This is a genomic window from Bacillota bacterium (genome assembly GCA_030019365.1).
GTDB lineage: Bacteria > Bacillota > Sulfobacillia > JACIYH01 > JACIYH01 > JACIYH01.
Genome location: JASEFA010000002.1, coordinates 565226 through 578102 on the forward strand (window position 1 = coordinate 565226; position 12877 = coordinate 578102).

Below are 12877 nucleotides of genomic sequence, written 5' to 3' on the forward strand. Positions count from 1 at the left end.
CGGTGGCGACAGGTCCCGGTCCGGTTGCTCACTTCACGCCCACCGGTCTTGCGCCAGGCATCGCGTTGGCATCCCCGTCGACCGGCCCCGCCCGAGGGGCCAGACCGGCAGCTTCGTCGACCGGCCCCGGGCGAGGGGATGATCGGGACCACGCAGGCCCAGGCGCGGCATGCCCGGGAGTCGACCAGGCCACGGCCAGCCTGAGCCACCTGCGTGGTCACCCGCCCGCTTGCCTGGTAGTGGGCGTGGGGAACACCATCCTGGGCGACGACGGTGCCGGCATATATGCGGTGCGCCGCCTGGCGGAGCTGTTGCTCGCCCGCGGCGCCACGCCCGCCCCCCCTGCGGCCGGCACCGAGCCAGCGGCCGTGACCCCGGAGGTAACGGTTATGGCCCTGCCCAGTGGGCGCCAGGTCCACCTGGCCGAGGCCTGCGCGGGTGGTCTCGCTTTAGTCGAAATCATGCTCGGCTACCCGCACGTGGTGCTCATCGACGCCTGGCCGGGCGTCCCCCCGGGCCGGTTCACCGTGCTCTCGCTCGCCGATCTCGACCGGGCACCCGCCCCCGCTTCGGGACATCAGATCGGTCTGCCCGCGGCCATGCGCGCGGCCGCCCGCATGGGCCTGCCCCTTCCCGGCCAGGTGGAAGTGTGGGCCATAGGTGTCCAGGACGTGAGCCTGGGAGAGACGTGCATGCCTCCCGTACAGGCCGCCGTCGAAGAAGTGGCGTGCCGCCTCGCCGACGCCCTCACCGGCCGGCCCGGCCCCGCGGCCCTTGGAGCGTGATCCGCAGGTTTTGGGGAGGGTTTCCCAGAGGATTCTCCGGAAGTGCGGCATCAGCGTGGGGTCATCTCCCCTTTGCGCACGGACTTCGAGTATGATTGATCGAGGTGGACCGACCAAGCTTTGGAGGCGGGGCGTGTGCCCATCGAAGGAACACCCCTCGAAAGAGCGCTTCTGGTCCTGCTCCAGGCTTTGCGGGGCCACGATATCACATGGTCTCTCACGGGCAGTACGGCGTTTGCCTTACAGGGAGTCCCGGTCGACGCGCATGACATAGATCTCCAGACCGACGAGGCTGGCGCCTACGCCATCCAGTCGCTCTTCCCAACCCGGGTGCTGAGACCGGTGGCGCTCTCGGAAGCTCCAGACATCCGGTCCCATTTCGGGGCCGTCACCGTCGAGGGCGTTCGGGTGGAAATCATGGGCGCCCTTCAAAAGCGTCTCCCGGGCGGCAACTGGGAACCCCCCGTCGACGTAGAACCGTTACGAGTGCTCGTCCAGTGGAAAGGATATCACGTCCCCGTCCTGGCCCTGGAATATGAGTGCGGGGCCTACGCCAGGCTCGGCAGGAACGAGAAGTCCACATGCCTGAAGAGGTTTCTCAGGGAGAAAGCAGAATCCGGTGAGGTTCCAGCGGTTCAGTGCTCCACCGGTTCCCTTGCCCCGCTGGGCGGCGGGAGGTGGTGGGACGCCACCGCCACGATCAACGGCGTCTCCCTCCTGGCGTGGCCATTCGTTGAACTTCGGCTGTGGCAGGAATGGAACCGGGACTTCGCCGATGTGGCCAGGGAGGTCCTGCTCGCCGGCTCGGACGTACTCACAGTACACGTGCCTCCCCTGACGGAAGAGCTCTTACCGGTTCCTGGCAGGGAGGATGCCGCGGCCAGCTTGCTGAGAAGGTGTGCCGACGCAGCCCTTGCCGCGGACGCCCGAGCGGTCGTTGTCCATGCGTGGGACCTCAGGCTCCCCGGCTTCGACCTGCACACCCTGATCGGAAACCTGACCCGGTCCTGTGAGGAACTCTCGGGGCGGGGCCTCGTCTTGAGCCTCGAGAACATACCGGGGCACACCACGATACTGCCGGCCGTACTGGAGGCTTGCCCCGATCTGGCTGTGACCGTTGACACGCAATGGACCGTGACGGAGGAATCGTGGGATCTCGTGTTTTCCCTGGCACCTCGCGTGAACAACATCCACATTCAGACGTTTGTTGACGTTACGGAACAGGGTGCGGAAGCAGGCCGGATATCGTTGGGAAGAACTCCCGCCGGGCCGTTTGATGTCCGGAGTGTTCTGGATGCATTTCTTTCCCGGGGATTCAGAGGGTCAGTGACACTCGAAGCGAAGAACGCGCCCGAACGTAGCGATACTCACCTGAGGAACGCCCTGGTGTTGCTGCGAAAATTGAGTATGCCGCATCTATGACGAGGTAACCCGGAGGGGGTGGTTTTAGGTATGCCGGCAGCCAGGCGGGCGCCCCGCCGTACGGGCCTCCGCCTTCCAGCTGCTGAGGCGAGGGCCGTGGCCAACGGTATGCACCGGCGCCCCTCGGCGCGGGTCGGGGAAGGCCTGGCTCACATTTGGGCGGAAGTGAACAGGCGGATGCCCTTCGCCAATGCTTCGCGGGCCATGGGGTTGCCCAACTCGGCGACTGTGTACGGGAAGACTTCTACGGGAAAATCGAGGACGAACCTGGCCAGCCACTCGCCCACCCTTTCCAGGAAGGGCCTGTCGTCCTCCCACAGCACCACCAGGATATCGGCGTCACTGCCCGGCACCCCCCTCCTTTCTGCCAGGGAACCGAACAGGACGATCTCTTTCACGGCGGGGTTGTCCTGCCCGACCTTCTCCGCTACCATACGGATGTCTTCAAGCAGCCGGGCCTGCTGGAGCCAGAATACCCGCACAGAGCGCAACGATTCTTCGACCACATAAGATGGCATGCTCGGCGTCCCCCCTGGTGAAGTATTCGTAGGGGCTCCCCGAGTCAAAACCGGTGGGATACCGGGCCGGAATGTAAGACCGGTCGAGTACACGCGCGCAGTCGAACAGCTCTTCCGGTATCGCAGTCTTCTGGGACAGCAACCTGAGAAGCTCGAAGACGGAGTGCCCCCAGGCAGTGCCACCCATCTTCTGAAAGACGGCCTTGATGGCCTTCTCCGCCGCCTGTTGGGAAGCAAAGCAGGCCCACTCGAAGAACCCGCTCGCGAGCATCGCTTCCGCCGATGCCAGGTCCCTGGAGGCCTGGTTTATCCAGTCCCTGCTTCGCTCCGGCAACGTGCGACCCCCGTGTCCCTGCCCGTGCTGCCAGACCGCAGCTATCATACCACGACCTGCCAGCTCCCGCAATGCCGCGCGCGCGGAGACCCGCCCGGCGCAGGATTCGGAGGGTACAACACAGAATGAGAGTCGGCGAGCCATCCTTTCCCGGGAGCATGCCTTTGAAAGACGCCCGCGGTGCGGAGAACACCCGGAAGGAATTCGACTGGTCCACCATCCAGGCGGCGTGGGTATGGGAGGAGTCCAGGGCCTGCCGCTTCCGGCCCGAGTGGCGGCCGCTGCTCATGCAGTATCCGGCGGGGCTGAAGCCCCGGAGACGGTGAACGGTGAGGTGACCCGAGTGGCCGAATCCCTGTTGTTCTACGTCTTCACATGCGGGGAAGAGGAGCGGTTTCTGTTCGAAGGGCTGGAGTATCCCTGGCAGGCCCTGCCCCTGCTGGGCGAGCGCCTGCGCGGGCGGCTTCCCCCCGGCATAGAAGTAGGAGAGGGAGTGTCCCTCGAGGGGGTGTTCTTCGACTCCCCGCAACTGCTCATCGCGCCCCGGGCCATCATCGAGCCCACCGTGGTGATCACGGGGGGACCGGTTTTCGTGGGCCCGGGCGCCCACCTGGCGGCGGGCGCATACATCCGCGGGCCCGCCTACCTGGGGGAGCGATCCACCGTGGGCCACGCCTGCGAGGTGAAGAACTCCATCCTCCTGCAAGGAGCCTGCGCCGCCCACTTCAACTACGTGGGTGACTCCATCCTGGGCCCGGGAGTGAACCTGGGCGCCGGGGTCAAGCTGGGCAACCTGCGCCTGGACCGGGGCCCGGTGAGTGTCCTGTGGCGAGGGATGCGCGTGGACACCGGCCTGAAGAAGCTGGGGGCCCTCATCGGGGACCGGTGCAGCCTGGGGTGCAATGCGGTGTGTAACCCGGGGACGATCCTCCATCCCGGTGTGCACGTGCTGCCCTGCGCGGTGGTGGGAGGGACCCACGTGCGGGGGACGGTGGGACGTCCGGGATCAGTCAGCCGGGGGAGGGGGGAACCACTGTGACCCTGCAGCCGTGGCAGTGGTGGTTGGTGGGAGCCATCGTCCTGGCCGTGGTGGAAATGGTGACGGCGGGATTCTTCGTCATCTGGTTTGCCATCGGGTGCGTGGCGGCCATGGTGGCAAGCTGGCTGGGGGCGGGGCTGGTGGGACAGGGCCTGGCCTTTGTGGTGGTCTCCGGGATGCTGGTGGCCATGACCCGCCCCGTGGTCCAGCGCGTGGTTTTCCGGCGGGGGCGCGAGCAGCGTACGGCGGTGGACGCCCTGCCTGGCCAGGTCGGTACGGTGACGGCGCCGGTGGCACCCCTCTCTCCCGGCCTGGTCCGCGTGGGTGGTGAGGTGTGGACGGCCGTCCCGGCCGGCGAGGCGAAGATCCCGGCGGGTACCAGGGTGCGGGTGACCCGCGTGGACGGCGTGAAGCTGGTGGTGGAGCCGGCGGCGGGAGCGACCGACCCCGAGAACTCGTGAGTGGGGAGTGAAGGAAATGGCAATTACGGGGGCCCTGGGAGCAATCATCCTGCTGGTGGTGGTGGCGATATTCGTGCTGGCGGTGGCGCTGTCGTCCATCCGCATCGTCCAGCAGAGTACGGTGGGCATCGTGGAACGCCTGGGGCGTTTCCACACGGTGGCGCAGCGGGGAGTCAACTTCCTGATCCCCTTCATCGACCGCATGCGGGCCGTGATCGACCTGCGGGAGCAGGTGGCCGATTACCCGCCCCAGCCTGTGATCACCAGGGACAACGTCACCATCCAGATTGACACCGTGGTCTACTTCCAGGTTACCGACGCGGTGAAATACACGTACGAGATCGCCCATCCCCGGGTGGCCATCGAGTACCTGACGGCCACCACCCTCCGCAACATCATCGGGGAGATGGACCTCGACCAGACCCTCACCTCCCGCGACATCATCAACGCCAAGCTGCGCACCATCCTCGATGAGGCCACCGACAAGTGGGGCATCAAGGTCACCCGCGTCGAGCTCAAGAACATCACACCGCCCAAGGACATCCAGGAGGCCATGGAACGCCAGATGCGGGCCGAGCGGGAACGCCGCGAAGTGGTGACCAGGGCCGAAGGCGAGAAGACGGCGGCCATCCTGCGGTCCGAGGGCGTGCGGGAAGCAGCCATCCGCCAGGCCGAAGGCGACAAGCAGGCCCGCATCCTGCAGGCGGAAGGCGAGGGTCAGGCCATCCTGACCGTGCAGCAGGCTCGCGCCGAGGGGTTGCGGCTGGTCCTCACCGCCATGCGGGAGTCCGAGCCCAACCCTGCCGTGGTGGCCCTGCGTTCCCTGGAGGCCATGGAGAAGATGGCCCAGGACCCGGCGGCCAAGATCATCATCCCGGCGGAGGCAGCGGCCCTGCTGGGTGCGCTGGCCGGCGGCCGCGAGATGATGCTGGACGCAGCCCGGAGCACCCGCGGGGTTAGAGGAGAGGGGCAGGCCGACCACCAGGGCAGGCAGACCACGGTCGACGGTCCCGGCCACTCCTGAGCGGGGCCGGCCGTCGCAATGCTGACCTGTGTTGCGCGATCTGCTTCCCGCGGTCTACTACACGTGCAGCTACATCCCCCCGGAGGTGATCTGGGCGGCCGGCTGCCGGCCCGTGCGGTTGCTGCCCGCCGATGCCGCTCCCGGTGAGTGTGACGCCTTTCTGCCCCGAGACTTCTGTCCGTATGTACGGGCTGCACTCTGGGATCTGTACCGGGGTAATACCTCACCTGCTGCCGCGGTGGTGCTCACCACCTGCTGCGATCCCATGCGCCGCCTGGCCGACATCCTGCGCCATCGCCTGCCCCACCTCCCCTCTTTGCTGGTGGACCTCCCCCGCGAGCAGGGGAGGCGGGGTGAGGAACACTTCGCCGCCCGGCTGGAGTATATACACTCCCGCCTGCGAACGCTGCCGGGGGCCACTCCTCCACCGGGGGGCCTGTCCGAGCCCGGCCGCCTTTTCGCGGAGATCCGCCAGTGGTTGCGGCACGCCGGCCAGGCAATGGGTGCGCCGGACCTGCACCGCCTGATCCGCCGGGTGTACGCTTCCGATCCCCGGGAAGCTGTGGCATCCCTGCGCGCGCTCGTGACCCCCGGCCGGGTCCCGCCACAGGTGAGCGGAGACCCGCGAGTGCTGGTGGTCACTTCCCACCTGGTGGATCCCCGGGTGCTGGACGCGATTGAGCAGGCGGGGGCGCGGGTGGTGGCCGAGGATTCGTGCCTGGGCGATCGGCTGCTCACCATACCGCCCGGGGGCGACACGTTTGAGCAACTCGCAGCCGCCTACCTGGGGCGGCCTCCCTGCCCGCGCATGGAGCTTCCCGAAGAGAGGCTGGCCTACCTGGGGGATCTCGCCCGCAGGCGGGGGGCGCAGGGTATCGTCTTCCTGGCCTTGAAGTACTGTGACAACCTGGGTTACGATTTCCCCTGGATACTGAAGAGATCGGGGTTGCCCGTGCTCTTCCTCGAGGCCGATTACCGCGCCTCCGCCTCGGGACAGTTGCTCACCAGGGTGCAGGCCTTCCTGGAGACCCTGCCCTTCGCGGGGCGGACGGGTACCCCCACGCCGGAGTGAGCCAGCTTGGTCCTGTTATCTCCTTCCGCCCGCAGGGATGCCCTGCGCTATGCCCTTTCCCGCTCCTGGGTCCTTGCCCTGGCCAGGACCGGCCTGGGGCTGGCCCGCACGTCCGACACGGAAAGCTATGGACGGGAGGCCGTGCGCTGGGGCCTGGGCGAGCTGGGCGACGCGGTCGCCCGGCGCCGGCCGGTGGTATGGTGCAACGTGGCCCTCCCCAGCGAGTTCATCTACGGCATGCGAGCCATCCCCGTGATGCCCGAGATGGCGGCGGGGTTTGCCGCCGCCTGGAGGGGGTCCCAGCACCTCATCGTGCGGGCGGACGGTGAGGGGTTCCCCTCGGACCTCTGCAGCTTCCACCGCTGCGCCCTGGGGCTGGCTCTGGAAGGATGGCTCCCCCGGCCCGACGCCGTGGTGGCCACCTCTATTTTCTGCGACGGGGCCAAGAAGTTTCTCCACCACGCCAGCCGCCTCTTCAGCGTCCCCTACTTCCTCATCGACGTCCCCTACGAGCCAGGGGCCTCTGCCGTGCGCGCGGTGGCCGCCCGCCTGCGGGAGGTGGCAGCAGAGCTGGAGGGCATGGGGCGGGGGTTCGACGCCCGCCGCCTCCCCTTCGCCCTGGCACTCTCCAACCAGGCGCGCGGGCATTACCTGGAGGCCATGCGGCTCCGCCGTCACCGCCCCGCCCCCTGGCGCGGTAGCGAAGCCCTCTCCTACGCGTCGGTGTTCTTCACGGCCTTCGGGTCACCGGGAGGAGTGCGCATCTACCGCGCCCTCGCGCGTTCCCTGGCGGCCCGGCTGCGCCGCGGGCGGTTCGCCGTCCCGGTGGAGAGGCGGCGCCTGCTCTGGCTGCACTTCCGCCCCTTCTACCCCGGGCCGCTCATGTCTTTCCTGGAAGTGGATCAGGGGGCGGTCATCGCCGTCGAGGAGATGACCCACCTCTGGTGGCAAGAGCTCGACCCGGGTCACCCCTGGGAGTCTCTGGGGGGTAAGATCACCTCCCACTTCCTGTGGGGACCGGTGGACCGGCGGGTGGAGGTCATGCTGCAGCTGGCCCGCGATTACGGAGTCGACGGCATCGTCCACTACTCCCACTGGGGATGCCGGCAGTCCACGGGGGCAGTGAGCATCCTGCGCCAGGCCAGCGCTCAGGCCGGCATCCCTTTCCTGAACCTGGACGGGGACTGCATCGACCCCCGTAACGGACGGGAGGAACAGGCCCGCACCCGCCTGGAGGCCTTCCTGGAAAGCATCCCGGAAAGGAGAGATGCCCGTGCTGCTGGCAGCGGGGATTGACATCGGCTCCCTCACCACCAAGGCGGTGATCGTGGAGGGCACCCGCCCGGTAGCCTGGTCCCTGCGGCCCACGGGGGCCTTCAGCCAGCAGAGCGCCCGTGCCGCCCTGGACGAAGCCCTGACCTCCTGCGGTCACGCCTTCTCCGACCTGGCGGCCATCGTGGCCACCGGGTACGGTCGCATCACCGTTCCCTTCCCGTCCCGCAAGGTCACCGAGATCACCTGCCACGCCCGCGGCGCCTGGACGGAGTTCCCCCGCACCCGCACGGTCATAGACGTGGGCGGACAGGATAGCAAGGTCATCCGGGTGGACGATCGGGGACGGGTCACCGACTTCGCCATGAACGACAAGTGCGCCGCCGGAACGGGCCGCTTCCTGGAAGTGATGGCGCGGGCGCTGGAAATCGACCTGGAGGAGATGGCGCGCCTGTCCCTCTCGGCGCGCAGCGGGGCCACGGTGTCCTCCACGTGCACCGTTTTCGCGGAGTCCGAGGTGATATCGCTCATCGCCCAGGGCCGGCCCCGGGACGAGATCGTGCGCGGGCTGCACGGAGCTATATGCGACCGGCTGCAGGGCCTGGTGGCCCGGGTGGGAGCAGAGCCGGAGATCACCATGACGGGAGGTGTCGCCCTCAACCGGGGGCTGCTGGCCGTCCTGCAGGAGCACCTGGGCCACCGCATCAACGTGCCGTCCCATCCCCAACTGCAGGGGGCGTATGGCGCCGCCCTCATCGCCGCCGAGCAGACGGCATGACCGTCCCGGCGGGAGGGCATATTCCATTCCGGGGCACTTTTCTTCTAACGGGCGGAGGCCGCAACCTTGATTCTGCGCCTGCTGGCATCCCTGACGGCGGCAATCCTCCTCATCCTGAACACAGGCTCAGGAGCAGGCCCAGGAGCGCCCGGTGAGGCGACACGGGCATCCATCCCGACCGCCTCCTCCCGGATGGCTCCTCGTTTGCGGCCCACCCCCCCCGGCCATGATTCCCGGGGGTGTACCTGCCTGGCCCAGGACCGTGCTCTGCGCTGGGAGGAGCGGGAGCTCACCGGGCCCGACGTCGATGAGGTGCAGCAAATCCTGCAAGAGCTGGGTTACCTGGCGGAGGCCACCGGCCGGTACGACAGGACCACTGCGGATGCCGTGAAACGTTTCCAGGCGGAGCACGGTCTGGAAGCCGACGGCATCGTGGGCCCGGCCACCTGGTTGGTGCTCCTTACCTCCCTACCCGGCCGGGTGGTCATCCCCGAGTTGCTGGAACTCCCTCCCCTGGAGGAACTGCCCGATCAGTTTATCGTGGTGGACGCGGGGCAACGGACTCTGAGCCTCTACCGCAAGGGTCGCCTCCTGCGGCGTTACGACGTGGCCGTCGGCAAGCCCGACTCTCCCACTCCCCTCGGTCACTGGAGGGTGATCCGCAAGGCCAAACACTGGGGAGGCGCTTTCGGCAGCCGCTGGCTCGGGCTGGACATCCCGTGGGGCACCTACGGCATCCACGGTACCAACCGCCCCGACCTCATCGGCGCTGAAGTGTCGGCAGGGTGCATCCGCATGCAGAACTGGGCGGTAGAAGAGCTCTACGAGCTGGCTCCCGAGGGCACGCCCGCGTACATAGTGGGACCGGTGCCGGTGCGAGACGCCATCTGGCGCGGCGAGGCAGGCACCGACGTGATGGAGGTACAGCGCTCCCTGGCGGCCCTCGGTCTCTATCAGGGCAACATCGACGGCTGGTTCGGGCCTGCCACCGCCGAAGCCTTGCGGGCCTTCCAACACCGCCTGGGCATCGACGAGGAAGGGCGGGCGGGACCACGCACCCTGGAGGCCCTGGGCCTGCGCTGACCCGTTGCGCTCCGCACCCTGGAGGCCCTGGGCCTGCCCTCACCCCGGGCTCCCCGCAGGAGGACGGGCACCCGGCACGAAGTTATGCCGGGATGGGAAAGAAGAAGAGCCAGAGCACGGGATACGCGATGGCGGCCCTGGCCGCCTCCCTGTGGGGGAGCCTGGGCATCCTGGGCACCATCCTGGGCAGGTACGGCCTTTCCCCCCTGCAGGTGGCCACCCTGCGAGCGGGAGCCGCCTTTGTGATCCTGGGGGCGGTGCTGGTCCTGGCCGGACGCCCGCTCCTGCGGGTGACCAGGGGCGAGATGGCTTTCTACGCGGCATACGGCCTGGTGAGTGTCGCCGCCTTCTATGTGGTGTACCTGGTGGCCATCGTGCGCACCGGGGTGGGGACGGCGGCCATGTTGCTATATACCGCCCCCGTGTACGTGGTGATCCTGGCCGCCCTCCTGTGGGGGGAGTCCCTCACCCGGATCAAGTGGACATCCCTGGTGCTGGCCCTGGCCGGGTGTGCTCTGGTGGTGGGCGCGCCCGCTCCGGGAAGGGCAGCGCCGCTGGTCTTGGAACCTCTGGGGGTGCTGGCCGGCCTGGCCGCCGGTCTCACCTATGCCCTGTTCACCGTATTTGGACGGTTTTCCCTGGCACGGCGGTCCGCCTGGACCACCCTCTTCTACGCCCTGGGCTGGGGGTCTGCCTTCCTGCTGGCAGCCTGCTGGCACGCTGGCGGCCTCCCCCCGCTCCCGGGACGGGCCTGGGCGTGGGTGCTGGTTCTCGCCGCCGGCCCCACCCTCCTCGCTTACTTCCTTTATCTCCAGGCCCTGCTACGTGTGGAGGCCAGCCGGGCGAGCATCATATGCACGGTGGAGCCTCTGGTGGCATGCCTGCTGGCACTCTTCATCCTCGGGGAGACCATGGGAGCGCTCCAGCTCACCGGCGGGCTGCTCCTGCTCACCGGCGTCACTCTGGCGCCCCTCACACCTTCCCGCCGTGGGTCTTGATGATACCCACGGCCACCTCCACCCGGTCCTCGGGCACCTCCGGTACCACCAGCACGAAGGCCGCTCCCCCCGCCAGCTCCGCCCCTGCCATGCCGCTGTATCCGGGATCGGCCGCCACCAGGGCCCGGTCGATGCGGTCCTCCAGGCCGGTGTGAGTGAGGGGAAACGGCCTCTGGATGTTGCGCAAACCTTCCGCAACCGGTGCCGGATACCGGCTGATACGCTCTACCTCCATATCACCCAGGCCGAGGCGGCGGAGCTCTTCTGCCGCTTCACCTGCGGCCTGATCGGAGGCAAAGTAGGCCAGGATGGAACGCAAGGACTCACCCCCGGCTAGGGTACCCGCTCGCGCGCCAGCTGACACCCCGGCGCCGAGGTGCCCCCGTCTCTGTCTGGCCCCCCCGCCCCGGCACCGGGCAGGCTGCTAGGCTCCGCCCAGCGCCTCCATCACGAGGCGCGGCACCTCCCACGGGAGGGCGGCCACCCGCGCACCACCTGCCTGCAGGGCAGCCACCTTGCCCTCGAAGGTCCCGCGCCCGCGTTCGATGATGGCGCCCGCATGCCCCATACGCTTGCCGGGAGGGGCCGACTTCCCCGCCAGGTAGGCCACCACCGGCTTTTGCATAGTTTTGATGTACTCGGCTGCCTCTTCCTCGGCGGTGCCCCCGATCTCACCTACCAGGACCACCGCCCGGGTGTCCGGGTCCTGGGAGAACTGCTTGAGCACGTCGACGAAAGAAAGCCCGACCACGCGGTCTCCACCCATTCCCACCACCGTGGACTGTCCGAGGCCGGTGGCACTGAGGGCCGCCGCCACCTCATAGGACAGCGTCCCGCTCCGGGCGGCTATTCCCACCGGACCGGGGGTGTAAGTTGTCCCCGGCATGATGCCCAGCTTCGTCTTGCCCGGCGAGATGAGGCCAAAGGTGTTGGGCCCCACCACGGTGACGCCCCGGGCGGCGGCGAACGCCATGACCTCCATGGCGTCGTGGACGGGGATGTGCTCGGTGATGATCACCAGCAGCTTCAACCCCGCATCCATGGTCTCGAAGGCGGCGTCCTTGGCGAAGGGTGCGGGTACGAAGATCACGGAGGCGGTAGGCCCGTGCCGCGACACCGCCTCCTCCACCGTGTCATACACGGGGATGCCGTGCACCTCCTGCCCGCCCTTGCCGGGAGAAGTGCCGGCCACCACCCGGGTGCCATAGTCGAGCATCTGCCGGGTGTGGAACGCCCCCTGATTCCCGGTGATGCCCTGCACCAGCACCCTGGTCTTCTCATCCACCAGAATAGCCATGTTAGAACCTCCGTCGGCTCAGGGGCGCAGGCCCACGGCCGCCCGGGCCAGCTTGCGCTTGAGGGCCTGGATGGACCAGGTGATGTTGATGTCCTTGGGACAGGCCTCCGCGCAGTTGAACACGGTGTGACAGCGCCAGACCCCGTCCTCCCCCGCCACCAGCTTCAGCCGGTCGAGCCCGCCTTTGTCCCGGCTGTCTCCCGCGAACCGGTAGGCCTTGAGCAGGGCCGCCGGGCCCAGGTAGCCGGGGTTCGCCCACACCATGGGACAGGAGGAGTAGCAACAGGCACAGAGGATGCAGTTGAGCATCTCGTCTATGGCCTGCCGGTCGGCGTGGCTCTGGTAGAACTCCCGCTCCCCCAGCCCCTCGGCGATCAGGTAGGGCCGGATGGCCCGGTATTTCTCCCAGAAGCCGGACATGTCCACCACCAGATCCTTGATGATGGGGAGGTGGGGCAGCGGGTGCACCACCACCTCTTGCGCCCCCAGATCCTTGACCTGGGTCTTGCAGGCCAGCCGGTGCTTGCCGTTCACGAACATGGCACACGCCCCGCAGATGGCCTCCCGGCAGGCATACCGGAAGGAAAGGGAACCGTCGGCGTTGTCCACGATCCAGAGCAGCGCCTCCAGGAGGGTGGTGCCCTCCCCCACCGGCACCTGGTAGGTGGAGTAGCGGGGCTCCCTGTCTCCCTCGGGATCGAAGCGGAATACGGTGAACTGCAACCACTCCACCCCCTAGTACTTGCGCGCCTCGGGCTGCCACTTCGTGATCACCACCGGCCGGTACTCCAGCC

Annotated in this window: 16 protein-coding genes; 11 read left to right on the forward strand and 5 right to left on the reverse strand. The window is 68.1% G+C overall.

Annotated features, from left to right (window positions below; translation table 11 throughout):
• The first annotated feature begins 245 nt into the window (after positions 1-245).
• Positions 246-785 (forward strand): hydrogenase maturation protease, encoded by a 540-nt coding sequence (locus tag QME70_06110; GenBank protein MDI6894166.1) that lies wholly within the window; start codon positions 246-248, stop codon positions 783-785.
• A 135-nt stretch (positions 786-920) separates the two neighbouring features.
• Positions 921-2207, forward strand: coding sequence for a hypothetical protein (locus QME70_06115; protein ID MDI6894167.1), 1287 nt, complete (start codon positions 921-923; stop codon positions 2205-2207).
• Positions 2208-2356: 149 nt separating this feature from the next.
• On the opposite strand, the gene QME70_06120 is transcribed toward QME70_06115, so the two are convergent.
• Both QME70_06120 and QME70_06125 read right to left on the reverse strand, forming a co-directional pair.
• Positions 2357-2725, reverse strand: coding sequence for a nucleotidyltransferase domain-containing protein (locus QME70_06120; protein MDI6894168.1), 369 nt, complete (start codon positions 2723-2725; stop codon positions 2357-2359).
• Positions 2652-3059 (reverse strand): HEPN domain-containing protein, encoded by a 408-nt coding sequence (locus tag QME70_06125; protein ID MDI6894169.1) that lies wholly within the window; start codon positions 3057-3059, stop codon positions 2652-2654. The genes QME70_06120 and QME70_06125 overlap by 74 nt, the downstream gene beginning before the upstream one ends.
• A 125-nt stretch (positions 3060-3184) precedes the next feature.
• Between QME70_06125 and QME70_06130 the strand changes: the two genes are divergently transcribed.
• The 9 genes from QME70_06130 (at position 3185) to QME70_06170 (ending at position 10786) form a co-directional block, all read left to right on the forward strand.
• The gene (locus QME70_06130; protein MDI6894170.1) at positions 3185-3385 is read left to right on the forward strand and encodes a hypothetical protein; all 201 of its coding nucleotides are present in this window, start codon (positions 3185-3187) and stop codon (positions 3383-3385) included.
• A gap of 17 nt (positions 3386-3402) precedes the next feature.
• Positions 3403-4098, forward strand: coding sequence for a hypothetical protein (locus tag QME70_06135; GenBank protein MDI6894171.1), 696 nt, complete (start codon positions 3403-3405; stop codon positions 4096-4098).
• Complete coding sequence (locus tag QME70_06140; GenBank protein MDI6894172.1) at positions 4095-4559, forward strand: NfeD family protein; 465 nt, start codon at positions 4095-4097, stop codon at positions 4557-4559. The genes QME70_06135 and QME70_06140 overlap by 4 nt, the downstream gene beginning before the upstream one ends.
• A 16-nt stretch (positions 4560-4575) precedes the next feature.
• A complete protein-coding gene (locus QME70_06145) occupies positions 4576-5583 on the forward strand; it encodes an SPFH domain-containing protein (protein ID MDI6894173.1) in 1008 nt (335 codons plus the stop codon).
• A 31-nt stretch (positions 5584-5614) separates the two neighbouring features.
• Complete coding sequence (locus QME70_06150) at positions 5615-6655, forward strand: 2-hydroxyacyl-CoA dehydratase family protein (GenBank protein MDI6894174.1); 1041 nt, start codon at positions 5615-5617, stop codon at positions 6653-6655.
• Between the two features lie 6 nt (positions 6656-6661).
• Positions 6662-7951: a 2-hydroxyacyl-CoA dehydratase family protein gene (locus tag QME70_06155; GenBank protein ID MDI6894175.1), complete on the forward strand. Its 1290-nt coding sequence runs from the start codon at positions 6662-6664 to the stop codon at positions 7949-7951.
• Positions 7932-8705: an acyl-CoA dehydratase activase gene (locus QME70_06160; GenBank protein ID MDI6894176.1), complete on the forward strand. Its 774-nt coding sequence runs from the start codon at positions 7932-7934 to the stop codon at positions 8703-8705. The genes QME70_06155 and QME70_06160 overlap by 20 nt, the downstream gene beginning before the upstream one ends.
• Positions 8706-8909: 204 nt before the next feature.
• Entirely contained in the window at positions 8910-9788 is an 879-nt protein-coding gene (locus QME70_06165) for a peptidoglycan-binding protein (GenBank protein ID MDI6894177.1), read from the forward strand.
• Positions 9789-9880: 92 nt separating this feature from the next.
• Positions 9881-10786: an EamA family transporter gene (locus QME70_06170; GenBank protein ID MDI6894178.1), complete on the forward strand. Its 906-nt coding sequence runs from the start codon at positions 9881-9883 to the stop codon at positions 10784-10786.
• On the opposite strand, the gene QME70_06175 is transcribed toward QME70_06170, so the two are convergent.
• From QME70_06175 to QME70_06185, 3 genes are all read right to left on the reverse strand, one after another.
• On the reverse strand, positions 10761-11105 hold the full coding sequence (locus tag QME70_06175; GenBank protein MDI6894179.1) for a hypothetical protein: 345 nt from the start codon (positions 11103-11105) through the stop codon (positions 10761-10763). The genes QME70_06170 and QME70_06175 overlap by 26 nt on opposite strands.
• Positions 11106-11210: 105 nt before the next feature.
• The gene (gene sucD, locus QME70_06180) at positions 11211-12083 is read right to left on the reverse strand and encodes a succinate--CoA ligase subunit alpha (protein MDI6894180.1); all 873 of its coding nucleotides are present in this window, start codon (positions 12081-12083) and stop codon (positions 11211-11213) included.
• Positions 12084-12101: 18 nt separating this feature from the next.
• Entirely contained in the window at positions 12102-12806 is a 705-nt protein-coding gene (locus QME70_06185; GenBank protein ID MDI6894181.1) for a succinate dehydrogenase iron-sulfur subunit, read from the reverse strand.
• Positions 12807-12877: the final 71 nt, after the last annotated feature.